At 55.2% G+C, this 25,258-nt stretch carries 28 protein-coding genes and 3 tRNA genes; 23 read left to right on the top strand and 8 right to left on the bottom strand.

The window, feature by feature from the left end; translation table 11 throughout:
- Positions 1 to 12: 12 nt before the first annotated feature.
- Both rimI and M8370_RS00245 read right to left on the bottom strand, forming a co-directional pair.
- Positions 13 to 456, bottom strand: a complete 444-nt coding sequence (rimI, locus tag M8370_RS00250; protein ID WP_013095481.1) for a ribosomal protein S18-alanine N-acetyltransferase — start codon at positions 454 to 456, stop codon at positions 13 to 15.
- Positions 425 to 838: a DNA polymerase III subunit psi gene (locus tag M8370_RS00245; protein WP_013095480.1), complete on the bottom strand. Its 414-nt coding sequence runs from the start codon at positions 836 to 838 to the stop codon at positions 425 to 427. Before M8370_RS00245 ends, rimI begins: the two co-directional genes overlap by 32 nt.
- Positions 839 to 940: 102 nt before the next feature.
- On the opposite strand from M8370_RS00245, the gene rsmC reads away from it, so the two are divergent.
- The 4 genes from rsmC to M8370_RS00225 all read left to right on the top strand — a co-directional run bounded on the left by rsmC (position 941) and on the right by M8370_RS00225 (position 2,440).
- Positions 941 to 1,969, top strand: coding sequence for a 16S rRNA (guanine(1207)-N(2))-methyltransferase RsmC (gene rsmC / locus M8370_RS00240; RefSeq protein ID WP_013095479.1), 1,029 nt, complete (start codon positions 941 to 943; stop codon positions 1,967 to 1,969).
- 151 nt (positions 1,970 to 2,120) lie between these two features.
- A tRNA-Leu gene (locus tag M8370_RS00235) sits at positions 2,121 to 2,207 on the top strand.
- Positions 2,208 to 2,235: 28 nt separating this feature from the next.
- Positions 2,236 to 2,322, top strand: a tRNA-Leu gene (locus M8370_RS00230).
- A 31-nt stretch (positions 2,323 to 2,353) separates the two neighbouring features.
- Positions 2,354 to 2,440 (top strand) — tRNA-Leu (locus M8370_RS00225).
- A gap of 42 nt (positions 2,441 to 2,482) precedes the next feature.
- Here M8370_RS00225 and M8370_RS00220 read toward each other — a convergent pair.
- Positions 2,483 to 2,752, bottom strand: coding sequence for a DUF1435 domain-containing protein (locus M8370_RS00220; protein ID WP_013095478.1), 270 nt, complete (start codon positions 2,750 to 2,752; stop codon positions 2,483 to 2,485).
- Positions 2,753 to 2,968: 216 nt separating this feature from the next.
- Between M8370_RS00220 and M8370_RS00215 the strand changes: the two genes are divergently transcribed.
- Together M8370_RS00215 and fhuF are read left to right on the top strand one after the other, a co-directional pair.
- Positions 2,969 to 4,033 carry a GGDEF domain-containing protein gene (locus tag M8370_RS00215; RefSeq protein WP_058678925.1) on the top strand — a complete coding sequence of 355 codons (1,065 nt, stop codon included), beginning with the start codon at positions 2,969 to 2,971 and terminating at the stop codon, positions 4,031 to 4,033.
- 92 nt (positions 4,034 to 4,125) lie between these two features.
- The gene (fhuF, locus tag M8370_RS00210) at positions 4,126 to 4,914 is read left to right on the top strand and encodes a siderophore-iron reductase FhuF (RefSeq protein WP_013095476.1); all 789 of its coding nucleotides are present in this window, start codon (positions 4,126 to 4,128) and stop codon (positions 4,912 to 4,914) included.
- Between the two features lie 95 nt (positions 4,915 to 5,009).
- On the opposite strand, the gene M8370_RS00205 is transcribed toward fhuF, so the two are convergent.
- Complete coding sequence (locus tag M8370_RS00205; RefSeq protein WP_013095475.1) at positions 5,010 to 6,356, bottom strand: PTS cellobiose transporter subunit IIC; 1,347 nt, start codon at positions 6,354 to 6,356, stop codon at positions 5,010 to 5,012.
- Between the two features lie 328 nt (positions 6,357 to 6,684).
- Here M8370_RS00205 and M8370_RS00200 point away from each other — a divergent pair, with 328 nt between their 5' ends.
- The gene (locus M8370_RS00200) at positions 6,685 to 7,143 is read left to right on the top strand and encodes a YbaK/EbsC family protein (RefSeq protein ID WP_013095474.1); all 459 of its coding nucleotides are present in this window, start codon (positions 6,685 to 6,687) and stop codon (positions 7,141 to 7,143) included.
- 42 nt (positions 7,144 to 7,185) lie between these two features.
- Here the strand turns inward: M8370_RS00200 and bglJ are convergent, their stop codons facing one another.
- Entirely contained in the window at positions 7,186 to 7,821 is a 636-nt protein-coding gene (bglJ, locus tag M8370_RS00195) for a DNA-binding transcriptional activator BglJ (protein ID WP_013095473.1), read from the bottom strand.
- The gene (locus M8370_RS00190; protein ID WP_020688833.1) at positions 7,818 to 8,555 is read right to left on the bottom strand and encodes a helix-turn-helix transcriptional regulator; all 738 of its coding nucleotides are present in this window, start codon (positions 8,553 to 8,555) and stop codon (positions 7,818 to 7,820) included. Before M8370_RS00190 ends, bglJ begins: the two co-directional genes overlap by 4 nt.
- A 412-nt stretch (positions 8,556 to 8,967) precedes the next feature.
- Here M8370_RS00190 and M8370_RS00185 point away from each other — a divergent pair, with 412 nt between their 5' ends.
- The 10 genes from M8370_RS00185 to M8370_RS00140 all read left to right on the top strand — a co-directional run bounded on the left by M8370_RS00185 (position 8,968) and on the right by M8370_RS00140 (position 16,998).
- Complete coding sequence (locus tag M8370_RS00185; protein WP_029882175.1) at positions 8,968 to 9,744, top strand: threonine/serine exporter family protein; 777 nt, start codon at positions 8,968 to 8,970, stop codon at positions 9,742 to 9,744.
- Positions 9,735 to 10,208: a threonine/serine exporter gene (locus M8370_RS00180; protein WP_013095466.1), complete on the top strand. Its 474-nt coding sequence runs from the start codon at positions 9,735 to 9,737 to the stop codon at positions 10,206 to 10,208. The genes M8370_RS00185 and M8370_RS00180 overlap by 10 nt, the downstream gene beginning before the upstream one ends.
- A gap of 67 nt (positions 10,209 to 10,275) precedes the next feature.
- The gene (locus M8370_RS00175) at positions 10,276 to 10,917 is read left to right on the top strand and encodes a TetR family transcriptional regulator (protein ID WP_013095465.1); all 642 of its coding nucleotides are present in this window, start codon (positions 10,276 to 10,278) and stop codon (positions 10,915 to 10,917) included.
- A 41-nt stretch (positions 10,918 to 10,958) separates the two neighbouring features.
- Positions 10,959 to 11,411 carry a MarR family winged helix-turn-helix transcriptional regulator gene (locus tag M8370_RS00170; RefSeq protein WP_013095464.1) on the top strand — a complete coding sequence of 151 codons (453 nt, stop codon included), beginning with the start codon at positions 10,959 to 10,961 and terminating at the stop codon, positions 11,409 to 11,411.
- Positions 11,412 to 11,495: 84 nt separating this feature from the next.
- Positions 11,496 to 11,924: an organic hydroperoxide resistance protein gene (locus M8370_RS00165; protein ID WP_013095463.1), complete on the top strand. Its 429-nt coding sequence runs from the start codon at positions 11,496 to 11,498 to the stop codon at positions 11,922 to 11,924.
- Positions 11,925 to 12,072: 148 nt separating this feature from the next.
- Positions 12,073 to 12,618, top strand: coding sequence for a primosomal protein DnaT (gene dnaT / locus M8370_RS00160; RefSeq protein WP_014830554.1), 546 nt, complete (start codon positions 12,073 to 12,075; stop codon positions 12,616 to 12,618).
- On the top strand, positions 12,615 to 13,352 hold the full coding sequence (gene dnaC / locus M8370_RS00155; protein WP_023620778.1) for a replicative helicase loader DnaC: 738 nt from the start codon (positions 12,615 to 12,617) through the stop codon (positions 13,350 to 13,352). Before dnaT ends, dnaC begins: the two co-directional genes overlap by 4 nt.
- A gap of 83 nt (positions 13,353 to 13,435) precedes the next feature.
- Positions 13,436 to 13,918: a YjjA family protein gene (locus M8370_RS00150; RefSeq protein WP_013095460.1), complete on the top strand. Its 483-nt coding sequence runs from the start codon at positions 13,436 to 13,438 to the stop codon at positions 13,916 to 13,918.
- A 270-nt stretch (positions 13,919 to 14,188) separates the two neighbouring features.
- Complete coding sequence (gene opgB / locus M8370_RS00145) at positions 14,189 to 16,480, top strand: phosphatidylglycerol--membrane-oligosaccharide glycerophosphotransferase (protein ID WP_250020361.1); 2,292 nt, start codon at positions 14,189 to 14,191, stop codon at positions 16,478 to 16,480.
- Entirely contained in the window at positions 16,480 to 16,998 is a 519-nt protein-coding gene (locus M8370_RS00140; RefSeq protein WP_130626863.1) for a GNAT family N-acetyltransferase, read from the top strand. The genes opgB and M8370_RS00140 overlap by 1 nt, the downstream gene beginning before the upstream one ends.
- A gap of 72 nt (positions 16,999 to 17,070) precedes the next feature.
- Here the strand turns inward: M8370_RS00140 and tsr are convergent, their stop codons facing one another.
- Positions 17,071 to 18,735 (bottom strand): methyl-accepting chemotaxis protein, encoded by a 1,665-nt coding sequence (gene tsr, locus M8370_RS00135; RefSeq protein ID WP_013095457.1) that lies wholly within the window; start codon positions 18,733 to 18,735, stop codon positions 17,071 to 17,073.
- An 83-nt stretch (positions 18,736 to 18,818) separates the two neighbouring features.
- Positions 18,819 to 19,259 (bottom strand): homoprotocatechuate degradation operon regulator HpaR, encoded by a 441-nt coding sequence (hpaR, locus tag M8370_RS00130; protein ID WP_013095456.1) that lies wholly within the window; start codon positions 19,257 to 19,259, stop codon positions 18,819 to 18,821.
- A gap of 268 nt (positions 19,260 to 19,527) precedes the next feature.
- Here hpaR and hpaG point away from each other — a divergent pair, with 268 nt between their 5' ends.
- The 6 genes from hpaG (at position 19,528) to hpaI (ending at position 25,244) form a co-directional block, all read left to right on the top strand.
- On the top strand, positions 19,528 to 20,805 hold the full coding sequence (gene hpaG / locus M8370_RS00125; protein WP_250020360.1) for a 4-hydroxyphenylacetate degradation bifunctional isomerase/decarboxylase: 1,278 nt from the start codon (positions 19,528 to 19,530) through the stop codon (positions 20,803 to 20,805).
- Positions 20,802 to 22,268 (top strand): 5-carboxymethyl-2-hydroxymuconate semialdehyde dehydrogenase, encoded by a 1,467-nt coding sequence (gene hpaE / locus M8370_RS00120; protein ID WP_250020359.1) that lies wholly within the window; start codon positions 20,802 to 20,804, stop codon positions 22,266 to 22,268. The genes hpaG and hpaE overlap by 4 nt, the downstream gene beginning before the upstream one ends.
- Before the next feature lies 1 nt (position 22,269).
- Positions 22,270 to 23,121: a 3,4-dihydroxyphenylacetate 2,3-dioxygenase gene (gene hpaD / locus M8370_RS00115; protein WP_029882183.1), complete on the top strand. Its 852-nt coding sequence runs from the start codon at positions 22,270 to 22,272 to the stop codon at positions 23,119 to 23,121.
- A gap of 9 nt (positions 23,122 to 23,130) precedes the next feature.
- The gene (locus tag M8370_RS00110) at positions 23,131 to 23,511 is read left to right on the top strand and encodes a 5-carboxymethyl-2-hydroxymuconate Delta-isomerase (protein ID WP_038418633.1); all 381 of its coding nucleotides are present in this window, start codon (positions 23,131 to 23,133) and stop codon (positions 23,509 to 23,511) included.
- A gap of 122 nt (positions 23,512 to 23,633) precedes the next feature.
- Entirely contained in the window at positions 23,634 to 24,437 is an 804-nt protein-coding gene (hpaH, locus tag M8370_RS00105; RefSeq protein ID WP_250020358.1) for a 2-oxo-hept-4-ene-1,7-dioate hydratase, read from the top strand.
- A 9-nt stretch (positions 24,438 to 24,446) separates the two neighbouring features.
- Positions 24,447 to 25,244 carry a 4-hydroxy-2-oxoheptanedioate aldolase gene (hpaI, locus tag M8370_RS00100; protein ID WP_038981110.1) on the top strand — a complete coding sequence of 266 codons (798 nt, stop codon included), beginning with the start codon at positions 24,447 to 24,449 and terminating at the stop codon, positions 25,242 to 25,244.
- The last annotated feature ends 14 nt before the right edge of the window (positions 25,245 to 25,258 follow it).

Here is a 25,258-nt window from a genome sequence, read left to right as displayed (position 1 = left end):
CCTTATTTTTCGTTATCCAATCGGCAGAGCCATAATAATGGCGTCTTCACGTCCCTCTGCGGTCGGGTAGTAGTTACGGCGAATTGTCGCCTCGTTAAAGCCTAAGCTTTCATAGAGCGCGATGGCGGCGACATTTGACGCGCGCACCTCCAGCCACAGGGTGAAAACGTCACGGGTTTCGAGCTCACGAATGAGATGCGTAAGCAGTTCTCTTCCCAGCCCACGGCGCTGAAACGCGGGATCCACCGCGATATTAAACAGCGTGGCCTCATCCAGAACGACCTGGGTTATCGCAAATGCGGCCAGGGTGCCGTCAACGTCCAGGCGGTAATTCAGATACCGTTCGCCCTGATTGCTGGCGAGTGTCTTTTCGCTCCACGGAAACGCATGGGCGCGTGTTTCAATCGCATACGCCGCAGGCAGATCAGGCGTCGTGAGGGAAGAAATCGTGTTCATATTCGCAGATTTGTTGCCATAGCGCGCTTCGCGCTTTTGGGTTGGCTTTCAGCTCTTCCAGCACGGGGGAGCTGATCTGGCTCCCGGAAAGGGATATGTCGTTTGTCTCGCCCATTCGCCAGCAGTTGCAATGGCTGTCAGGAGGAAGCATGGCGACCCTGTCCGGCGTCAGCTGTAAAACCTGGTCGGCCGTCAGCTTCAGGCTGCGAAGGACATCACCAATCAGGGCATCATTCAGGGCAGGCAGTTCTTCCGCCACCATCACCAGACGCACATGCGCAGGGATGGCGATGGCGATTTCACCCTGCAACGCCGTCGGGCGACGCAAGGCCCACTGGGTGATACCCAGCTGCTGTAACTGCCAGTCACGTCGGGATGTCATAGCGAAAACTCCTGTCTCTCAGGCGCGCAAATATAGCAAATGTGTCGAAAGTGCGCCATCTACCTACTATAATCCCCGCCTGAGTTTATTGAGGAACAATTCATGTCTGCATTTACCCCGGCAAGTGAAGTCTTGCTGCGTCACAGTGATGATTTCGAAGAAAGCCGTATTCTGTTTGCCGGAGATATGCAGGATGACCTGCCCGCGCGTTTCGACTGTGCTGAAAGCCGTGCCCACACCCAATACTACCACCACTGGCAGGTGCTGAGCCGCCAGATGGGCGAGCGCGCACGCTTTAGCCTGGTGGCGGAACAGAGTGATGTCGCTGACTGCGACACGTTGATCTACTACTGGCCGAAGAACAAACCGGAAGCGCAGTTCCAGCTGATGAATCTGCTCTCTCTGCTGCCGGTCGGGTGCGATATTTTCGTGGTCGGTGAGAACCGCAGCGGCGTGCGAAGCGCAGAGCAGATGCTGGAAGCGTACGCCCCGCTCAATAAAGTCGACAGCGCCCGTCGCTGCGGCCTGTATCATGGTCGTCTGGAAAACCAGCCTTCCTTTGATGCCGGGACATACTGGGATGCGTATCAGCTTGATGGCCTGACCATTAAAACCCTGCCGGGCGTTTTCAGCCGTGACGGGCTGGACGTGGGCAGTAAGCTGCTGCTCTCCACGCTGACGCCGCACACCAAAGGCAAAGTGCTGGATGTAGGCTGTGGTGCAGGGGTACTGGCCACGGTGCTGGCAAGCCACTCACCAAAAGTCCGCCTGACGCTCTGTGACGTCAGCGCGCCCGCAGTTGAAGCCAGCCGAGCGACGCTTGCCGCAAACGGCTTCGAAGGGGATGTCTTCGCCAGCAACGTCTTCTCTGACGTTACCGGTCGGTTCGACATGATTATTTCAAATCCGCCGTTCCACGATGGCATCGAAACCAGCCTTGAAGCAGCGCAAACGCTGATCCGTGGCGCTGTACGTCACCTGAACAGCGGGGGTGAACTGAGGATCGTCGCCAACGCGTTTCTGCCGTACCCAAAAGTGCTGGATGAAACCTTCGGCTTCCATGAAGTTATCGCGCAAACAGGCCGTTTTAAGGTCTACCGTACCGTGATGACGCGCCAGGCTAAAAAGTAATCCACGGGTATTGTTTGCCGGAGAAGTGCCATCCCCCTCCGGCCATTTTTGCAGCAATCAAAACAACGCGCGCATTTTTCTATTGACGTAAAGCTCAAAACATCTAGAATGCGCCTCCGTGGTTACGATACTTTTACAGTATCGATGGTATGCGAAGGTGGCGGAATTGGTAGACGCGCTAGCTTCAGGTGTTAGTGTCCTTACGGACGTGGGGGTTCAAGTCCCCCCCCTCGCACCATAAATCACGTTGATATTGCTCGCACTGGGCGAAGGTGGCGGAATTGGTAGACGCGCTAGCTTCAGGTGTTAGTGTTCTTACGGACGTGGGGGTTCAAGTCCCCCCCCTCGCACCAACGAGGCGATATCAAAAAGTAAGATAACTGTGCGAAGGTGGCGGAATTGGTAGACGCGCTAGCTTCAGGTGTTAGTGTCCTTACGGACGTGGGGGTTCAAGTCCCCCCCCTCGCACCAATTATCTTGCATCCCCTCTGAAGTCCTTCATGTTATTCCCTGTTATTTCAAACTCATCAGTATCACCAGAATTCCACTGACCAGCGCGACGCATGATGGCAACAAAACAAAGTGCCGTAATTGCTTATGCCAGATCATGGCTGAGGACATCAGCAACCCTGACACGATGATGGCTTTCCAGAGTTCAATGGAGAGATCGGCAAACATCAGACCGCCGAGGATGGCTCCCGGCAGTAATACCCCCCAACCACTTCCTAACACCCGGTTCAACATGGTTTGCCCTTTCGAATCGATAATGATAACCAATATCATATGACAAGCATTATCATTTGTCAGCACCGATAATTAAAAACCGTGGCCGTTTACCTTTCCCGTAATGACAGGCATTGTTTAAGGTGATAAATTGCCCACCTGTTAACTACTCATAAAGTTTCTCTGATAATTACTCGTTGATTTTTTTTGCTTCCATTATTGCGAAACAACACCCATTTATCTGTTTTAATTAAATTTTAATAAAAACGCACTACTATGACATCACAATCCTGGCGGTCTTTGGTCAACAGCAAATATCAATTATCGTTACGTTTATTTTTATTTTTGAACGCAACCTCAGCGGTGTTCTCGGTAACAAATCCGCTCTATTCTGTTCAGCTGTTATCTTTCCCCCTGCTGGCTATTTTTACGCTCAGCACCGGATTGCTGCTCTGGCACTGGCAAAAGAGTACCCGCAAGATAAATATTCCTGTGGTTTCAGCGATATTCGGTATTTTATGGGCCTGGCAAATCGCCTCAAAATTTTCGTTAATTACGCACGATCGGGCGACATATTTGATCATGGCGCTATTAACGGTGCTTTTTATCGGTTCGCTGGCATTCGCCATTAATATCAAAGCGTTTACGCTCCACTCATTACCCGCATTTATTGTCTGCCTGTGGTTAAGCCCCTCTGAACACTGGTTGAGAATGATCTACTCTTTCATTCTTCCGGTCGTGGCTATCGGCGTTCACCACGTACTACAAAGACGTAACGATCGCTTCGCTCAGGAGCTCCTCTCCCGGTTACTGGAAGAACGAGAAACCCTGACCGATCTCAGCATGATGGATCCGCTTACCGGCCTGTATAACCGTCGCGGCTTGCAAAGTCGACTGGAGAATCTGCCCGCGGTAGAAAACGGTGAACACTTTGTCCTGCTAATGGATATCGATCACTTCAAGGCCTATAACGACCACTACGGCCATATGATGGGTGACCAGGCGTTAATCCGTGTCTCGGCAGCCATTCGTGATGCCGTACGCTCGCGGGACATTGTGGCGCGGTTTGGCGGGGAAGAGTTTATGGTACTGCTGACGAACATCTCGCTGGAACATGCCCGCCAGACGGCAGAGCGCATTCGTCAGAAAGTGTACGACTTAAAAATCCCCCACATGTTCAATGAGCGCGTCGCGACTAACGTCACCATCAGCATTGGTATTGCCATTTTTGAGAATGAAGACGCAGAAGGCGCGCTGGAAAAAGCAGATAAAGCCCTCTACGAAGCAAAGCATCTTGGGCGGAATAACATTCTGCTCAGCGAAGAGCTACAGGCGGTTTAAGCACAGCATTCTCTCTCCAGGACAAAAGTCTTGCCATCGGTATGAGCAATAGTTAGGATTGGCAATCATTATCATTTAGATTTCTATCTATTATGGCCACTCATACCGTACAGACTGTTGAACCCCTCCTCTGGCGAGCCCGTCTCACCACGGGAGACTCTTCGCTTGCGGAAGCCATACGCGAAAAGATAGCGGCAACCCGTGCCCATCTGCTGGACTTTATCAAACTGGATGAGCCGCATCCGCACCACGCCATGACACTGGCACAGTGGCAGCAGCCGGCAAAACGCCAGTCGCTGCTGGCAACCTATTCTGACCATATCTATCGCAATCAACCCACCCTTACGCGGGAAAATAAGCCCCTGCTCTCTCTCTGGGCGCAATGGTATATCGGCCTGATGGCGCCTCCGCTTATGCTGGCATTGCTCACCCAGGAGACCATGCTGGATCTCTCCCCGGAGTATTTTCACGTTGAGTTCCACGAGACGGGGCGTGCGGCCTGCTTCTGGATCGATCTTCACGAAGACCCAACGGCCATGCATCTTTCTGCCACGCAGCGGATGGAGCGGCTCGTGACCCGCGCCCTGATGCCGGTGGTGAATGCTCTGGAAGAGACAGGTGAGATCAACGGGAAGCTTATCTGGAGTAATACCGGCTATTTAATCCACTGGTATTTGACGGAAATGAAGCCCCTGCTCGGTGATGAGAAGGTGGATGCCCTGCGTCAGTCCTTGTTCTTTACGAAACAGCTTGCGGATGGCCGCGATAACCCGTTATTCCGTACCGTGGTGCCGCGTGACGGGCTTCTGGTGCGCCGCACCTGCTGCCAGCGCTATCGCCTGCCGGACGTTCAGCAGTGCGGGGATTGTACGCTGAAGTAGTCGTACCCGGCCTGATGCCCTCACCCTGACCCTCTCCCACAGGGAGAGGGAACAAACACTAAAAACGGCAACTTATGTTGCCGTTTTGCTTTTACCTAGGCCACCTGCTGATTTTCCGCTTCCGCATTACGCTGCGCTTCTTCCGCTTCCTGCTCCAGCAGCTGCTTCTCGTACACTTTAAAGAACGGGAAGTAGATGATGGCTGAGACACACGCAAGCACCACTACCAGAATAGCCGCGCGGAAATCCCAGCCCAGCGCCCATGCGGCACCCACAGGCGCGGGTGCTGTCCATGGCACAACAGAGATCACGCGGCTTATCAAATCAAACTTCATTGCCGCCCAGGCCAGCACGGCGTTGACCATCGGTGCCAGCAGGAACGGAATAAAGAACACCGGGTTCATGACGATCGGCGTACCAAAAATGACCGGTTCGTTGATGTTAAAGATGCTCGGCACCACGCTCAGACGCCCGATTGAGCGCAGGTGCGCTGAACGGCTGCGCAGGTAGCAGAACACCAGCCCCATTGTCGCCCCCGAGCCCCCAATCACGATAAAGAACGTCCAGAACGCCTCCATAAAGATATGGGGAAGAGGCTGGCTTGCCGCCAGGGCGGTCTGGTTAGCCCCGAGATTGGTCAGCCAGAACATCTGCAGCATCCCGGAGACAATTGCCGCCCCGTGGATCCCTGCGAACCACAATAAATGACCAATCAACACCGCCAGCAGGATGGCAGGCAGAGAATCCGCAGCGGAAACCAGCGGTTTGAAGATTGACATAATGGCCTGCGGGATCAGCATGCCAAACTGAGATTGAATCAACAAACTCAGCGGATAGAGCGTCAGTACGACCACCAGCACCGGGATCAGCAGATCAAAGGAGTTTTTGATCATCGGAGGAACCTGGTCCGGCAAACGGATACCGATATTGTGCGCTTTGAGGAAACGCATCATCTCAACGCAGTAGATTGCTACCAGAATCGCGGTAAAGATCCCCGTACCTCCCAGGCTGTCTACGGGCAGCGTGCCTTTGGTCTTAGGTGCAGCCACCAGCAGAAACGCCATCAGCGACAGCATGGCGCACATGAACGGATCTAACTGATGCGATTTCACATAGTGTTTGCCGAGGTTATAGGCTATGGCCGCACAAATATAAATGGACATAATGCCCATCGTCATATCGAACGGCGTCAGGATCTGGCCTTCAAATTGCTTTGCCATGTCCAGCCAGGCGCGCGCGAAGCCCCAGGTGGTGTCTGGCGAAAACGGTGGGTAAGCAAACACTAACAAAAATGAACCGACAATCATGAAGGGCATCGCGGAGATAAACCCGTCGCGGATAGCCATAACATGACGCTGGGAAGAGATCCGCCCGGCAATGGGACTGACGTAATTTTCAACGAAACGGAATATCAGATTAAACGCAGCATGGTTGGCAGACATAGCAGATCTCCTGTCAGACGTTCGATACGGGCGCTTTCACGCCACACGTTGTTCCATAAATCAGCTTCACAACCTTGCTGGCTCGTGTACCAGCGGTACTGCTCAGACGGAATGGTTTCATAATGTGCTCTTATTATTGGATACAGGGGACGTTACGTCCTCAGTATTAATCTCTGATTCACGCTCTGCAACCGGTTACTGTAACCGGTTTCCGTGAATGTGAAGGCGATCCAGAAATCGGCCATGTAGGATATTTGTTACTTAAGAGATATTTACAGCAGATAAATTCTTATGACAGATTACGCAGGATATTTGTCAGGAGGAAACAATGAGTTTGCAGTCTGTACAGCAGTTTTTTGCCGACAACGCGCCGGATATAGAAATCATTGAACTGAGTCAAAGTACCGCGACCGTTGCGCTGGCTGCTGCCGCTCATCGCGTTGAGCCGGGTCAAATCGCCAAGACATTATCGCTAAAAGTAAAAAATGAGGTGATTCTGGTAGTGGCGAAAGGCGATGCGCGTCTGGACAACAAAAAACTGAAAGATACCTTTGGTGCAAAAGCGCGCATGCTCAGTAGTGATGAAGTGGTGACGATTACAGGCCATCCCGTCGGGGGAGTCTGTCCGTTCGGGCTGGAAAACCCACTTTCTGTTTACTGCGATATTTCGTTAAAACAGTACGCGGAAGTGCTGCCCGCCGCAGGTGCCATCCACAGCGCCGTGCGCATTTCTCCAGACCGGATGGCTGAGCTGACGTCCGCAAAGTGGGTCGATGTATGCATTTAATTGATGTGCCAGAATGTATCTGGCGCATCAAAAAATCACCGATTATAAAAATGCCGGCGAGCCTGACACCGAACAGCGCATGTCTCTTGCCGGAAGATGGGTAAGAATATCCGCCGCATCAAGCAACCCTACGTCAGAATTCACCCCCAGTTTCACCATCGCATTAAACTTGTGCGCGCGGATGGTTTTAATATTGCGTTCAAGTTGTGTCGCGATTTCAGGAATGGAAAACCCGAAAGACATATACCGCAATATCGCCCGCTCCGTTGGGCTTAACAATCTGTTTTGATTGACATACCAGTGGTTCAGCATATTGTCATTGATATGATGCGTCTCTCTCAATAGCACCACCAGCTCCTCCTGCAGGTGGCTCAGCGGTACCGATTTACTCACAATGCCATGCAGACGAGAAGGCGACAGATGGCTTATCAGGCGCGCTTCCATGTCATCAGACGCAAGTACAATTCGCTGAATATCACTATGGGTGAAAGCGAGATCCCGCAGGGAAGCCAGGCAGTTACGACGCTCCTCACGCGCATCCGAGAGCGAATAGATCACCGAGAAAAAAGAGATATTGGTCAGCGCCTTTTTAAAGCTTTCGAACTGACTGAAGAGGTGCAGTCGATAATGGCTGAGCATCGGCATCGCAAAAAGATGCTGCAGCCCAACGGCACTCATTGTGCAATTTTCGATGACAGCGATATGTCCTGGTGTATCGGTTTTTTCCATTCCTCATACTCTCCATAGGCTGACATTAAACTCAGCTCTCTCATTCCCTGTGCACTGTTAATCCAGGCGTACATATCGGCATTGCTGCGCAGCGACAACCGTCGCATCGCACTGTTTTTCTGCGCACTGATTGTTTTGTTGCTCTTCTTGAGCAAGGTAGCAATTTGGTTAATTCCCCAACCCTTACCTAGCAGGCGTAACACTTTGCGTTCAGAGTGGGTCAGCGCAACAAACGGTTCGTCTTCGGTTTCCGCCTCGGCGGGTTCAGGAGACAATAACGTCTGGCTTATCCGCTCCGCCCGCTCGCTACCTGCACGAATAGCATTAATCACGCCTTCAATCGGCTCCATTTCTGAAAGCAACGTGCTTTCCGGGCGCATAAGCAGTTCCACTGCAATGGGATAAAGGGGACGAGAGACCATAAAAATCCAGTGAATATCCCGGTATTGGTTCAGTAAGTTGTAATATTCTTCTAACGTTCCCCGGGGTTTCCTGTATTCACCTGAAATATCAGCAATAATGACATTAGCCCGGCGAAGCTGAAGTAACGTTAACTCCTGCAGCGAACGACAATAAGTCAATTCAAATTCTGGGAAATGGTTTGCCATAACGCTGCCTAACCCGTTTTGCATAACGGGTACCCTGCTGATAACTACGCCATGTTTACCATTCAATGACAACATAGACCCTCCGTGTCCATTTTTCATTTGATGAGTAGCGTCTAAACGCATCAAGATTTATGTTTTTTCGTCCCTGAGTGTAGACTGATTAATACAAGCAGAAGATGAGATATGTTCTTAGCTTAAGAAAGGCCTAAAACAACGCTAATATCTCACAAAGCGCAATTAAATTTAATTGCAAGAGCATTAAAATAATGAAAATATAAAATAAGAATAACTTAATATAAATATTCTATATTTCGACTCATACAAATTCATCGTATTTATATTTAAACCTCATTCTTTTTCGCGAACCGGGCTGCAACTGTTTGCAGGAATCTTGATCTGACCCAGAGCAAGGGATACCGCACTCTGTGCTAAAAGTAAGCATCAGGGGCCAACAGGCAAGCGACTCACCAACACTTCGGGACACTACATGCAGGCAGAAATATCGATGCAGCGTGCCACCACGCGGCTGTGTATTCAGTGCGGACTTTTCCTGCTCCAGCACGGGGCGGAAAGCGCCCTGGTCGAGGAGCTTTCGACGCGTCTGGGGCTGGCATTGGGGATGGATAGCGTCGAAAGCGCGATTTCATCGAACGCTATCGTGCTGACCACCATCAAAGATGGCCAGTGCCTCACCTCTACCCGTAAAAACCACGACCGCGGCATTAATATGCATGTGGTAACCGAAGTGCAGCACATCGTCATTCTGGCTGAACATAAGCTACTCGACCTGAAAGAGATAGAAAAACGGTTCAACCAAATTAAACCCCTACGTTATCCGCGCTGGCTGGTGGTGTTGATGGTGGGGTTATCGTGCGCCTGTTTTTGTAAGCTCAATAAAGGGGGCTGGGACGGCGCGTTCGTGACCTTCTGCGCCAGCAGCATCGCCATGTATGTACGCCAGGTACTGACGCACCGGCAGTTACACCCACAAATTAACTTCTGCATCACCGCGTTTGTTGCCACCACGGTGTCGGGGCTGCTGCTGCGCCTGCCGCAGTTTGCCAACACGCCTACCATCGCCATGGCCGCCAGCGTGCTTCTGCTGGTTCCGGGCTTCCCGCTGATTAACGCCGTTGCCGATATGTTTAAAGGGCACATCAATACCGGTCTGGCTCGCTGGGCGATTGCCAGCCTGCTTACGCTGGCAACCTGTATCGGCGTAGTGATGGCCATGACGCTGTGGGGGTTACGCGGATGGGCGTGATAACGTTTCTGCTGGCACTGATGCAGGACATGATCCTGGCCGCCATTCCCGCCGTCGGCTTTGCGATGGTCTTCAACGTCCCGCAGCGCGCTTTGCCATGGTGTGCGCTGCTGGGCGCCATCGGTCATGGCTCGAGAATGATCATGATGACCGCTGGTTTTAACATCGAGTGGTCAACTTTTATGGCCTCCATGCTGGTCGGCAGCATTGGTATTCAGTGGTCGCGCTGGTATCTGGCGCACCCTAAGGTATTCACCGTCGCGGCCGTCATCCCGATGTTCCCCGGCATTTCAGCCTATACGGCCATGATTTCAGCGGTAAAAATCAGCCACTTTGGCTACACCGAGCCACAAATGATCCTGCTTCTGAGCAACTTTCTTAAGGCCTCATCTATTGTTGGCGCACTCTCTATCGGGTTGTCGATCCCGGGGCTGTGGCTTTACCGCAAACGCCCGCGCGTTTGATGTTTGTGTTATTTCGCTGCCATGGGGATAATCTTTCTATTCCGTTTAGTGACGATAAGGAAAGGATGTGGCAAACCCTGGCAGCGAACTCCCTGAGCACAGTGAAGAATCCAGCCTGAAGGAAAAAATCTTTCAGAGCGCTATCGCCCTTTTTGCTGAATATGGGTTGAACGGCGCCCGCATGGAGCAGATCGCAGAGAAAGCAGGCACCACGAAACGGATGGTGGTTTACCATTTTAAGAACAAAGAAAATCTTTACCTTCTCGTTCTTGAGTACGTCTACACCCGGATCCGCGCCAGTGAAAAAGCGCTCAGCCTTGCAGACATACCGCCGGTTGAAGCGCTGGTGCACCTGGTGGAAGCCACCTTTGACTACCACGCAGACCACCCGGATTACATTCGTATTATCTGCATGGAGAACATGCAGCGTGGTCGCTTTATGCAGCAATCCAGCTACCTGCGCCAGGTCAACCGCAGCGCGCTCGATCTGCTCGACGATATCCTGCGGCGCGGAAAAGAAAAGCAGCTGTTCAGCCAGTCGGTTGACCCGCGGGATCTTCACCGCCTGATCAGCAGCTTCAGCTTCCACTATGTTGCCAACAGCTACACCTTTACGCTGCTGTTTGAAGAGGGAGCAGACGAGCAGGCTCAGCGCCAGCACTACCGGAAAATGGCCGTTCAGGTGGCGCTTCGTTATACCTGTCCATAAAATTGCTTGCAATTATATCGCGCACTATCTATATTCAACTCATGAACGCAAAAACGAACGACACCACCAACGCGCTTCTGCTGGATAACCAGCTCTGTTTTGCCCTCTATTCGGCAAACCTGGCGCTTAACAAGCTGTACCGGCAACTGCTGGCGCCGCTTAACCTGACCTACCCGCAATACCTGGTGATGCTGGTACTGTGGGAGCAGGATGACATTACGGTGTCGGACATCGGTGAGCGGCTGTTCCTTGACTCTGCCACCCTGACGCCGCTGTTGAAGCGTCTGGAAAGCGCCGGGCTGATCAACCGTCAGCGTTCGCGTAAAGATGAACGCCAGGTCGCCGTCACGCTGAGCGACGCGGGACGTGAGCTGCAGCAGCAGGCCTCCGGGATCCCCCACGCGGTGGGATGCGCAGCGCAATGTGACACTGACACCATGCTGGCACTCAAGCAGCAGCTTGAACTTTTGCGACATCAGTTACATCACGCGTAAGGCTATACTTTACGCGTATTTATTTACCCCAATACATCGCGCGCTATTTAATAGCACGCACTAACGTAAGATGAGGAACCTGCCATGTCTTTAGAAAAAGTTGTCTACACTGCCAAAGCAAAAGCGACCGGAGGCCGTGACGGCCGCGCAACCTCTTCCGATGGCGTCCTGGACGTCAAACTGGGTGTGCCAAAAGAAATGGGCGGCATGGGGGGCGAAGTGACCAACCCTGAACAGCTGTTTGCTGCCGGCTACTCTGCCTGTTTCCTGGGGGCGATGAAATTTGTGGCTGCGCGCGACAAATTTACGCTGCCAAAAGAGGCCTTCATTGAAGGTGAAGTGGGCATTGGTCCACTGCCAACCGGTTTTGGTATTGAAGCCAAACTGAACATTCACGTTGAAGGTATGGATCCTGCAGAAGCCAAAAAACTGGTGGATGCCGCGCACATTGTGTGCCCGTACTCTAACGCGACCCGCGGCAACATCGACGTGACCCTGAATATCATCGCGTGATAAATGCCTGATGGCGCTGCGCTTATCAGGCCTACGACTGTAGCCCCGGTAAGCGCAGCGCCACCGGGGAAATCCCCTCCATTCCCTCATCCTCTCTGTGCTACCATAAGCCCATATCACGCCCGTAGTAATCAGTAGAGAAAGCGTTATGTCCTCCAGAATTCTGACCACCAGCATTGCTGGTATTGATGCCTTTATGCGCGATCCCCGCGGTGTGTTGACGCACGCCGAAGGCGGCACGCTTGCAGTGTTGGCCGATAACGCCCCGGCGTTTTACGCCCTCACCCCGGAGCGTCTGGCGCAGCTTCTGGAGATAGAAGCGCGGTTGTCGCGCCCGGCAAGTGACGTCACGCTCGATAACCAGTTCTTTGAAGAGCCGGGTAACGCCCCCGTCACGGTGCCGATGGGGAAATTTGCCCTGTACGCGGGCTGGCATCCGGATGTGGATTTCCAGCGGCAGGCGGCATTGTGGGGCATTGCGCTGACGCAACCGGCTACCCCTGAGGAGCTTGCCGCCTTTATTGCCTGGTGGCAGGCAGAAGGCAAAGTCTTTACCCACATTCAGTGGCAGCAAAAGCTCGCCCGCCATCTGCAAATTAACCGCGCCAGCAATAACGGCCAGCCAAAACGCGATATCAACGCTTTTTCAGAACCGGATAAACAGATCCCTAATGGATTCCGAGGTGCGAAATGAAAAACGTCGGCGACCTGATGAAACGACTGCAAAAGATGATGCCAGCCAATGTGAAACCTGCCTTCACAACGGGTGAAGAACTTCTGGCGTGGCAAAAAGAACAGGGTGAGATCCGCGCTGCCGCCCTCGCCCGCGAAAACCGGGCGATGAAAATGCAGCGTACCTTTAACCGCTCCGGTATTCGCCCCCTGCATCAGAACTGCTCATTCGATAACTATAAAATTGAGACCCACGGGCAGATGAACGCCCTGGCCGCCGCCCGGCAGTACGTGGACGAATTCGACGGCAACATCGCCAGCTTTATCTTCAGCGGTAAGCCCGGCACCGGTAAAAATCACCTGGCCGCCGCCATCTGCAACGAACTGCTTCTGCGCGGGAAATCGGTGTTAATCATTACCGTGGCCGATATCATGTCTGCCATGAAAGACACCTTCAGCAACCGTGAAACCAGCGAAGAGCAGCTGCTTAACGATCTGAGCAATGTGGATTTGCTGGTTATTGACGAGATTGGTGTTCAAACCGAATCCCGCTATGAAAAGGTGATCATTAACCAGATTGTCGATCGCCGCTCTTCTTCCAAGCGTCCCACCGGCATGCTGACCAACCACAATATCGACGAGATGACCCGCTTACTGGGCGAGCGCGTGATGGATCGCATGAAGCTGGGCAACAGCCTCTACGTCATCTTTGACTGGGAAAGCTATCGCAGCCGCGTCACCGGTAAAGAGTATTAAGACAGTTCCAGGAATCGCCGCCGGAGCGGAGGTATATACTGGACCTCTGCCGGCCCAAAACGGACCTTTTTGAGAAAGCCATTATGAAAAAACAGATTCTTTTCAGCACACTTTTAGGCGCCCTGCTGGTCACCGGCATGGCCCATGCCGCGTCATGGCAGGAGTCCCTTTCCAGCGCCGCCAGCGAACTCACCAAAGAGAGCGGCAGCACTCAGGGCGGGCTGTCAGCCTCTTCCCTCACCAGCCTGCTGGGCAATAGCTCCCAGAGTCTGAGTGCCGGCACAATGAACAACGCAGCAGGCATCCTGGAATACTGTGCGAAGCAAAAGCTGGCTTCCGTGACCGATGCGCAAAATGTGAAAAACCAGGTGCTCGGTAAGCTGGGTCTGGACACCCAGGAGCAGAAAGCCGACACCAACTACATGGACGGCATTCAGGGTCTGCTGAACGCGCAAAATGGTCAGCAGCTGAATCTGAGCACCCTTGGCAACTCATCTCTGGCGAAACAGGTGAAAACCAAAGCCTGCGATCTGGTGCTGAAACAAGGCGTTAATTTCATCTCCTGATCGGCCCCATTTCCTGCCACAACACGCCGCGTTTAATACGTTAGTCTTGCAACGCGGCGTGAAACCGGCATTTTCCCCTTCTGCCCTCGTCTCAGCATCCGTACAGCAGGATGCGACCGCCTTCAAAAAAACGATTTTCTAAACCAATTCCTAACAACGGCACACTTTCGTGACACTAAAATTGCAGCTTAGCGACATCGCCATTACATTGTATTACCCAAAAAATAATCAATTAGCCAGCGAAGCACCTGGCGTCATGAGGATATGCTGTTGTCAGAGTTAATGTCCCTTGCCCTTTTTCTGGCCTCCATCGGCGTTTACGCCTGGAAAGCTGGCCGTAATACCTGGTGGTTTATCGCCACGCTGGTGGTGCTCGGCATTTTTATTGTTTTAAACATTACGCTCTACGCCAGCGATTACTTTACCGGAGACGGGATAAACGATGCGGTGCTCTACACCCTGACCAATAGCCTGACGGGCGCGGGCGTGGGTAAGTATATCCTCCCCGGTCTGGGGCTGGTGCTGGCGCTGGTGACCATTTTTGGCGCGCTCGCCTGGGTGCTGCGCCGCCGCCGTCATCTTCCGCACCACCATGGCTACAGCCTGCTGGCGCTTTTCCTTGCGCTGGCCTCCGTGGATGCCAGCCCGGCATTTCATCAGATCACCGAGCTGGTGAAATCCCAGTCGCGCGACGGTGATCCGGATTTCGTGGCGTACTATAAAGAGCCATCGAAAACGATAGCCAACCCGAAGCTTAATCTGGTGTACATCTACGGTGAGAGTCTGGAGAGGACCTATTTCGATAACGACGCCTTCCCGAACCTGACGCCGGATCTGGGCGCGCTGAAAAACGAAGGCCTCGACTTCAGTCACACCATGCAGCTGCCCGGCACCGACTACACCATTGCCGGAATGGTTGCCTCCCAGTGCGGCATTCCTCTGTTTGCCCCCTTTGAAGGCAACGCCTCAGCTTCAATGTCGAGCTTCTTCCCGCAGAATATCTGCCTGGGCGACATCCTGAAAAACTCCGGTTACGAGAACTATTTTGTCCAGGGGGCCAACCTGCGCTTTGCCGGAAAAGATGTGTTCCTGAAATCACACGGGTTTGATCATCTGTACGGCTCAGAAGAGTTAAAAACGACCGTCGCCGACCCCACTTACCGCAACGACTGGGGCTTCTACGACGATACCGTGCTGGAGGAGACCTGGAAAAAATTCGAAGAACTGTCCCGCGCCGGGAAACGCTTCTCCCTCTTTGCCCTGACGGTAGATACTCACCATCCTGACGGTTTCGTCTCGCGCACCTGCAAGCGCAAACGCTACGACATTGACGGCAAAGATAATAAATCCTTCAGCGCCGTCACCTGTAGCCAGGAGCATATCGCCGCCCTTGTTCAGAAAATCAAAACCTCACCCTGGTTCAAAAACACGGTGATCGTGGTCTCTTCAGACCATCTGGCGATGAAAAACAGCGCGTGGGATCAGCTGAACAAACAGGATCGCAGCAACCTGTTCTTCGTTCTGCGCGGCGACAAACCGCAGCAGGAGGTAATCGCCACCAAGCGTAATTCGATGGATAACGGTGCCACGGTGCTGGATATTCTTGGCGGTGACAACTTTATTGGTCTGGGCCGCAGCACGCTGTCGGGACAATCGCTGTCCGAAGTGTTCCTCAACATGAAGGAAAAAATCCTCGCCTGGAAGCCGGATATCATTCGTCTGTGGAACTTCCCGAAAGAGATGAAAGACTTCACTATCGATCAGGATAAAAAAACGATCGCCTTCTCAGGCAGCCACTTCCGGCTGCCGCTGCTGCTGCGCGTGCCGGATAACCGCGTTGAGCCGCTGCCCGAAAGCGAATACTCGGCGCCGCTGCGCTTCCAACTGGCGGAGTTTGCCCCGCGTGATAACTTTGTCTGGGTCGATAAGTGCTACAAAATGGGCCAGCTCTGGTTGCCGCCGCTGGCGCTGTCGACGGACTGGTGCGTCTCTCAGGGGCAGCTTGGCGGGGAGCAAACCGTGCAGCACGTGGATAAGCCAGTATGGAAGGGCAAAACCGCCTTCAGGGATACGGTTATCGATACCGCCCGCTATCAGCGCAACATTGATATGCTGAAAATCGTCGACAACGATATTCGCTATAAAGCCGACAGCTTTATCTTCAACGTCGCCGGTGCGCCGGAAGAGGTTAAACAGTTCAGCGGTATCTCTCGTCCGGAGTCCTGGGGACGCTGGTCCAACGCACAGCTGGGCAATGAGGTAAAAATTGAGTATGCCCACCCCTTGCCGCAGAAATTCGACCTGGTGATCACCGCCAAAGCGTATGGCGCTAATGCTAACCGCCCTGTTCCGGTACGGGTGGGCGACAGCGAGCAGACGCTGACCCTTGGCAACGAAGTCAGCACCACCACGCTGCATTTCGATAATCCTTCACGGAGTAATACCCTGGTGATTGTGCCGCCAGAGCCGCAATCCACCAATGAAGGCAATATTCTCGGCCACTCACCGCGCGAGCTCGGGATTGGCATGGTCGAAATTAAAATCGTGGGTAACGCAGGCTAATGCGTGTCGGCCTTAACATCACCGTTCGCCCAACACGCCCCGGTGACGTCACCGCCCTGCCCGCCATAGAACGCGCAGCGGGCGAGCGTTTCCGGGATTACCCGGAACTCGCCTGGCTTGCAGAGGGCGAGGTCATTTCCGCTGAGCAGCATCTCGACTACGCCGAACGCGGACTGAGCTGGCTGGCGCTGGCCAACGACCAGCCGGTCGGTTTTATCCTCGCAGAATTGCACGTTTCGTCGCTGTTCATCGTGGAGCTTTCGGTGCATCTGGACTGGCAGGGAAAAGGGATCGGCCGACGGCTCATCGCCTGTGTCGCTGACCAGGCCCGCAAAAGGGGGCTGGCATCGCTGACGCTGACAACCTTCCGGGACGTGCCGTGGAATGCGCCGTTCTATGCGCGGCTGGGGTTTGAAATGATAACGACGCTGACGCCTGAACTGCGTGAAAAACGCGAAGAAGAGATGGCGCACGGTTTAGCGTATGACGCTCGCTGTGCCATGCGCCTGCCTCTGTAATATCGTCCGACGGCGCACCGTCATTGCGTAGGCCGGGTAAGGCGTAGCCGCCACCCGGCACCACGCACGGCGTTAGAAGGTTTCCCAGTTATCGCCCGCATCCGCGGTCGCCGGTTTACGCATCACCACCGGTGCAGCAACGCTTTTGGCTGCGGCAAACTCACGTGCTTTCATCTGCTCCTGCTGAATACGGAACACCGCGACGGCCTGCGTCAGGCGGCTCGCCTGCTCTTCCAGCGCCGCAGCGGCAGCAGCAGACTCTTCCACCAGCGAGGCGTTCTGCTGAGTCACGCGATCCATCTCCGCCACCGCCAGACCAACCTGATCGATACCGCGGCTCTGCTCATCAGAGGCAGAGGCGATTTCGCCCATGATATCGGTCACGCGGGTCACCGCATTAACGATTTCACCCATCGTTTCACCGGCGCTTTCCACCAGCGTTGAGCCCACTTCCACACGACCGACGGAGTCTTCAATCAGGCTCTTGATCTCACGGGCAGCCTGGGCACTGCGCTGGGCCAGGTTACGTACTTCACCTGCCACGACGGCGAATCCGCGACCCTGCTCACCCGCACGTGCAGCTTCAACCGCCGCGTTCAGTGCCAGAATGTTGGTCTGGAAGGCAATACCGTCAATCACGCTGATAATATCGGCGATTTTCTGCGAACTGCCCGCGATGTCGCGCATGGTTTGCACCACGTTATCCACCACTTTCCCGCCCTTCTGTGCGGTTTCAGACGCACTCAGCGCCAGGTTGCTCGCCTGGCGGGCATTCTCGGCGTTCTGCTTCACGGTCGCCGTCAGCTGCTCCATGCTGGCTGCGGTCTCTTCCAGGGAAGCGGCCTGCTGTTCAGTACGGGAAGAGAGATCGTTATTGCCCATCGCGATTTCGCTCGCGCCGCTGTAGATGGCGTTTGCGCCGTTACGCACGTCACCAACTGTACGCACCAGTTCGCTCTGCATATGACGCAGCGAGTCGGCCAGTTCACCCATCTCGTTAGCGCCTTCCACTTCAATGCGCTTCACCAGATCGCCGCTGGCGATATGGCGGATGTTGTCGATGAGACGGGTCAGCGGAGAGATCAACGCCTGCTTGATACCCAGCCACACGCCCACGATGACCACCAGCACAACCATCAGCACGCTGATCAGCACCCAGATCGCCTGGCTGTAAGAGCTGTTGCTGTTTTCCACCGCCATCTGATACAGCTTGTCGTTCTGCAGCAGGTAGTTCACATACTGCTTCTCAAAACCATCCTGATAGCTCTGGGTAGGCTGATCGAAGAAAGCGTTAATTTTGCCTGCCCCCAGCAGTTGAATCAGCTCCGCCAGCGCGCCGTGATAAATATCGTAGTTACGCTTAATTTCCATCGCTTCAGCGTCGCTCTGACGCGGATCGCGCGGCAGGGCTTCGTAGGCGGCCCAGTTTTTTTCCGCCTGTTTCAGTGACACAGAGGCAATTTGCATCAGATCGTTCACGGTCGCGCCGCTGCCGATATTGTTCTGATCCATCATGTAGCGGATGCCCGCGCGGTTCAGGGTGTTACGGGTTTGCAGCAACGCCACCCAGCTGGCGTTCAGCGTGGATTGTTGCTGGCGAATGGTTTGCAGGACGGTGAAATTCTCTTTGTCATGCTTCAGGGCATTGAAGAAAAGACCACCGGAGGTCAGTTGTAAAAGGCCAAATATCGCTAAAACCAGCATTAAGCTGGTGACAATCTTGATACGGTTTAACATGTTTTCTCTTCCTTCAGACAGATACAGAATTTTCGGCCTGGAAAGGGAAAACTTTACGAAAATCATCCTTTAATTTGTGGTTTTTACTCTTCGTCACGCGCTGCGTTATGGCGGTTTCCCAGCGCGATAAACTCCTCAAGCAGCGCCGTCAGCTGTTTCATCTTCTCCGGCGTATATTCCGCCTCTATCTGCTGGTACGCCTCTTCCACCTGCGCCTGAGCGTGCTCGTACAGCGCGTTGCCCTCTTTGGTCAGCGACACGTACAGTTTGCGCTGGTCATTGACCGGTTTTAAGCGCAGCACCAGACCGTCGCGCTCCATGCGCGTCAGAATGCCCGTCAGGCTCGGGCGCAATATGCAGGTCCGAAACGCCAGATCGTGAAAATCCATCGAGGGATGTTCAGCCAGTACACGCACAATGCGCCACTGCTGCTCGGTCAGGTTATGCCGCTTCACAATTGGTCGGAAGTAGGACATTGCCGCTTCCCGCGCCTGCAACAGGGCGATAGTTAAAGAATCATGCATAGCCACTCCCGCTTATTGTTAACAAGTAAACAATTCAAAATCGCTGTTTTAATCAACTGCTTTTTGACCATCGAAAAGTCTAACAGAAACAACAGCACTTCATTAACACGATGATAAATATATCATTTCAAACGAAAATGTAAATTTATTGTTATTCATATCACAAATATTTCACTTCTGATTGCGAAATAATCAGCAAAAGCATAAAACCAGATCATTAACATATTAACAAAATCAACGCCGGCGTTCCGGCCTGAGGAGTATGTCAATGAAAGGTACCGTTTTTGCCGTGGCGCTGAACCACCAAAGCCAGCGCGACGCCTGGGCTGAGGCGTTTGAAAAAGCCCCCTACAACACCCCGCCAAAAACCGCGGTGTGGTTTATCAAGCCACACAACACGGTGATCCGCGCAGGTGAACCCATCCCGTTCCCGCAGGGTGAGACGGTGCTGAGCGGCGCAACCGTCGCGCTGGTGGTGGGCAAAACGGCCAGCAAAGTTCGCGTCGAGGACGCGGCGGCCTACATCGCCGGGTACGCGCTGGCCAACGAGGTAAGCCTGCCGGAAGAGAGCTTTTATCGCCCGGCAATCAAAGCCAAATGCCGGGACGGGTTTTGTCCGCTGGGTGAGCTGGTCGCCGTCGACAACGTGGATAACCTGACTATCATCACTGAAATCAACGGCCGCGAAGCGGACCACTGGAACACCGCCGGGCTACAGCGCAACGCCGCCGAACTGCTGAGCGCCCTGAGCGAGTTCGCGACCCTGAATCCGGGCGATGCGATCTTGCTCGGCACGCCGCAAAGCCGCGTCGAGATCCGCCCGGGCGATCGGGTACGCATTCTGGCGGAAGGGTTCCCGGCACTGGAAAACCCGGTGGTGGATGAACGCGACGTGGCGATGGCTCAGGGCGCGCACCCTCACCCCACGCTGTTCGCCCTCGGCCTGAACTACGCCGATCACGCCAGCGAGTTGGCATTCACGCCACCGACCGAGCCGCTGGTATTTATCAAAGCGCCCAATACCTTCAACGGCGACAACCAGACCTCGGTACGCCCGGACAACGTTGAGTACATGCACTACGAGTCGGAGCTGGTGGTGGTCATCGGCAAAACCGCGCGTAAGGTCAGTGAAGCCGAGGCGATGGATTTTGTTGCCGGCTACACGGTCTGTAACGACTACGCCATTCGCGACTATCTCGAAAATTACTACCGCCCGAATCTGCGGGTCAAAAGCCGCGACGGGTTAACCCCCATCAGCCCCAACATCGTGCCAAAAGCAGCCATTCCCGATCCGCATAACTTAACCCTGCGCACCTTCGTCAACGGTGAATTACGTCAGGAAGGGACCACGGCGGATCTGATCTTCAGCATCCCATACCTGATTGCATACCTGAGCGAATTCATGACTCTGCAGCCGGGCGACATGATCGCCACCGGCACGCCAAAAGGACTGTCCGACGTGGTACCGGGGGATGAAGTGGTGGTGGAAGTGGAAGGCGTGGGTCGCCTGGTAAACCGGATTGTGAGTGAGGAGACGGCAAAATGAAAAAGATTAATCACTGGATCAACGGCAAAAACGTGGCGGGAAGCGACTACTTCCACACCACCAATCCGGCCTCCGGCGAGGTGCTGGCAGAAGTCGCCGCCGGCGGGGAAGCGGAAATCCATCAGGCCGTGGCGGCAGCAAAAGAGGCTTTCCCAAAGTGGGCCAACCTGCCGATGAAAGAGCGTGCGCGTCTGATGCGTCGCCTGGGCGATCTGATTGACCAGAACGTGCCGGACATTGCCGCGATGGAAACCGCCGACACCGGCCTGCCCATCCACCAGACCAAAAACGTGCTTATCCCGCGCGCCTCGCACAACTTTGAGTTCTTCGCCGAAGTGTGCCAGCAGATGAACGGCAAAACCTACCCGGTTGACGACAAGATGCTGAACTACACCCTGGTGCAGCCGGTGGGCGTCTGCGCGCTGGTGTCGCCATGGAACGTGCCGTTTATGACCGCTACCTGGAAGGTCGCCCCATGCCTGGCGTTGGGGAATACCGCCGTGCTGAAGATGTCTGAACTCTCGCCGCTGACCGCCGACCATCTGGGCGAACTGGCGCTGGAGGCGGGTATTCCGGCGGGCGTGCTGAACGTGGTGCAGGGCTATGGCGCCACGGCAGGCGATGCGCTGGTGCGCCATCACGACGTGCGGGCCGTCTCCTTCACCGGCGGCACCGCCACCGGGCGCAATATCATGAAAAACGCCGGGCTGAAGAAATACTCCATGGAGCTGGGCGGCAAATCCCCGGTGCTGATTTTTGAAGATGCCGACATTGAGCGCGCGCTGGACGCCGCCCTGTTCACCATCTTCTCCATCAACGGCGAGCGCTGCACCGCGGGCTCGCGCATTTTCATCCAGCAGAGCATCTACCCGGAATTCGTCAAACGCTTCGCCGAGCGCGCCAACCGCCTGCGCGTGGGCGATCCGACCGATTCGAACACCCAGATTGGCGCACTGATTAGCCAACAGCACTGGGAGAAAGTCTCCGGCTATATCCGCCTGGGCATTGAGGAGGGCGCGACCCTGCTGGCGGGCGGCCCGGACAAACCGGCCGACCTGCCTGCGCACCTGAAAGGCGGTAACTTCCTGCGCCCGACGGTGCTGGCGGATGTCGACAACCGCATGCGCGTGGCGCAGGAGGAGATCTTCGGCCCGGTAGCATGCCTGCTGCCGTTCAAGGATGAAGCGGAAGGGCTACGCCTGGCCAACGACGTGGAGTACGGCCTGGCGTCGTACATCTGGACCCAGGACGTCAGCAAAGTGCTGCGTCTGGCGCGCAATATCGAAGCGGGCATGGTGTTCGTGAATACCCAGAACGTGCGCGATCTGCGCCAGCCGTTTGGCGGCGTGAAGGCCTCCGGCACCGGGCGCGAAGGCGGCGAGTACAGCTTTGAGGTGTTCGCGGAGATGAAGAACGTCTGCATCTCCATGGGCGACCATCCGATTCCAAAATGGGGGATCTAAAATGGGAAAGTTAGCGTTAGCGGCAAAAATCACGCACGTACCGTCAATGTATCTCTCTGAGCTGCCGGGTAAAAACCACGGCTGCCGTCAGGGGGCCATTGACGGGCACAAAGAGATCGGCAAGCGCTGCCGCGAGCTGGGCGTCGACACCATCATCGTCTTCGACACCCACTGGCTGGTGAACAGCGCCTATCACATCAACTGCGCGGACCATTTTTCAGGCGTCTACACCAGTAACGAGCTGCCGCACTTTATCCGCGACATGACCTACGACTACGACGGCAACCCGGAGCTCGGGCAGCTGATCGCCGACGAGGCGGTCAAGCTTGGCGTGCGCGCCAAAGCGCACAACATCCCGAGCCTGAAGCTGGAGTACGGCACGCTGGTGCCGATGCGCTACATGAACGCGGATAAGCACTTCAAGGTGGTCTCCATCTCGGCATTCTGCACGGTTCACGACTTCGCCGACAGCCGCAGGCTGGGCGAGGCCATCGTCAGCGCCATCGAAAAGTATGACGGCACCGTGGCGGTGCTTGCCAGCGGCTCGCTGTCGCACCGCTTTATCGACGACCAGCGTGCGGAAGAAGGGATGAACAGCTACACCCGCGAGTTCGACCGCCAGATGGATGAACGGGTGGTGAAGCTATGGCGCGAAGGCCAGTTCAAAGAGTTCTGCAGCATGCTGCCGGAGTACGCCGATTACTGCTACGGCGAGGGCAACATGCACGACACGGTGATGCTGCTGGGCATGCTCGGCTGGGACAAATACGACGGCAAGGTTGAATTCCTCACCGAGCTGTTCGCCAGCTCCGGTACCGGCCAGGTTAACGCCGTTTTCCCGCTGCCCGCGTAAGGAGCCACCATGCCGCATTTTATCGCTGAATGTACCGACAACATCCGCGAGCAGGCCGACCTGCCGGGGCTGTTCGCCAAAGTGAACGAGGCGCTGGCCGCCACCGGCATTTTTCCTATCGGCGGTATCCGCAGCCGCGCCCACTGGCTGGATACCTGGCAGATGGCGGACGGCAAGCAGGAGTACGCCTTTGTGCATATGACGCTGAAGATTGGCGCCGGGCGCAGCCTGGAGAGCCGCGAGGCCGTGGGGGAGATGCTGTTTGCGCTGATCAAAGCGCATTTTGCCAACCTCATGGCCGCCCGCTATCTGGCGCTGTCGTTTGAGCTCGATGAACTGCACCCGACGCTCAATTACAAACAAAACAACGTACACGCGTTGTTTACGTAATACCGTCCCCTCTCCCTTTGGGAGAGGGTTAGGGTGAGGGGAAATCTCTGCGGCCCGATGCCCTCACCCCGTCCCTCTCCCACTGGGAGAGGGAGAAAACAAACATAAAACAGGATATCGCCATGCTCGACAAACACACCCATACCCTGATCGCCCACCGCCTGCATCAGGCGGAGCAGTTCCGGGAGCAGATCCGCGCGATCTCGCTGGAGTACCCGGAGATCACGATTGAAGACGCCTACGCCGTACAGCGCGAATGGGTGAACCTGAAAATCGCCGAAGGCCGCGTGCTGAAAGGCCACAAGATCGGCCTCACCTCAAAAGCGATGCAGGCCAGCTCGCAGATCAGCGAGCCGGACTACGGTGCGCTGCTGGACGATATGTTCTTCCACGACGGCAGCGACATCCCCGTCGATCGCTTTATCGTCCCGCGCATTGAGGTGGAGCTGGCTTTCGTGCTGGCAAAACCGCTGCGCGGCCCGAACTGCACGATCTTCGACGTCTACAACGCCACGGATTATGTCATCCCCGCGCTGGAGCTCATCGATGCCCGCTGCCACAACATTGACCCGGAAACCCAGCGCCCGCGCAAGGTGTTCGACACCATCTCCGATAACGCCGCCAACGCGGGCGTGATCCTCGGCGGCCGTCCGATTAAGCCCGACGAGCTGGATCTGCGCTGGATCTCCGCCCTGCTCTATCGCAACGGCGTGATCGAAGAGACCGGCGTCGCCGCGGGCGTGCTCAACCACCCGGCTAACGGCGTGGCGTGGCTGGCCAACAAACTTGCCCCCTACGACGTTCAGCTTGAGCCAGGCCAGATCATTCTCGGCGGTTCGTTTACCCGTCCGGTCGCGGCCAGCAGAGGCGATACCTTCCACGTGGACTACGGCAACATGGGCTCCATCAGCTGCCGCTTTGTCTAGGAGATAACCATGCAAAACGCATTCAAAACGGCGCTGAAAGCCGGAAAGCCGCAGATTGGTTTATGGCTGGGGCTGACCAGCAGCTACAGCGCCGAACTGCTGGCGGGGGCTGGCTTCGACTGGCTACTGATCGACGCCGAACATGCGCCGAACACCGTGCAGACCGTCTTAACCCAGCTGCAGGCCATCGCCCCTTATCCGAGCCAGCCGGTGGTACGCCCGTCGTGGAACGATCCGGTGCAGATCAAACAGCTGCTGGATGTGGGCGCGCAAACCCTGCTGGTACCGATGGTACAAAACGCCGAAGAAGCCCGTCTGGCGGTCCGTTCCACGCGCTATCCGCCTGCGGGTATTCGCGGCGTGGGCAGCGCCCTGGCGCGGGCCTCACGCTGGAACCGCATCCCGGACTACCTGCACCAGGCCAACGACGCCATGTGCGTGCTGGTGCAAATCGAAACCCGCGAGGCGCTAAAAAACCTGCCGCAGATCCTGGATGTGGACGGCGTCGACGGGGTGTTTATCGGCCCGGCGGATCTGAGCGCCGACATGGGCTTTGCCGGTAATCCTCAGCATCCGGAAGTGCAGGCGGCCATTGAACAGGCGATCGCGCAAATCCTGAGCGCCGGCAAAGCGCCCGGCATCCTGATGGCCAACGAGCAGCTGGCCAAACGCTATCTCGAACTCGGTGCGTTGTTTGTCGCCGTCGGCGTCGACACCACCCTGCTCGCCCGCAGCGCCGAAGCGCTGGCGGCACGTTTTATCGATCACCCGGTTACGTCAGTTAATAACAATAAATCCGTCTACTAAACGTAAGATCTGGA

This window comes from Enterobacter cloacae complex sp. OE43NF (assembly GCF_023544405.1).
Classification (GTDB): domain Bacteria; phylum Pseudomonadota; class Gammaproteobacteria; order Enterobacterales; family Enterobacteriaceae; genus Enterobacter; species Enterobacter cloacae.
Note: the sequence above shows the minus strand (reverse complement) of the source record. Positions and strands in the feature narration are given on the sequence as shown.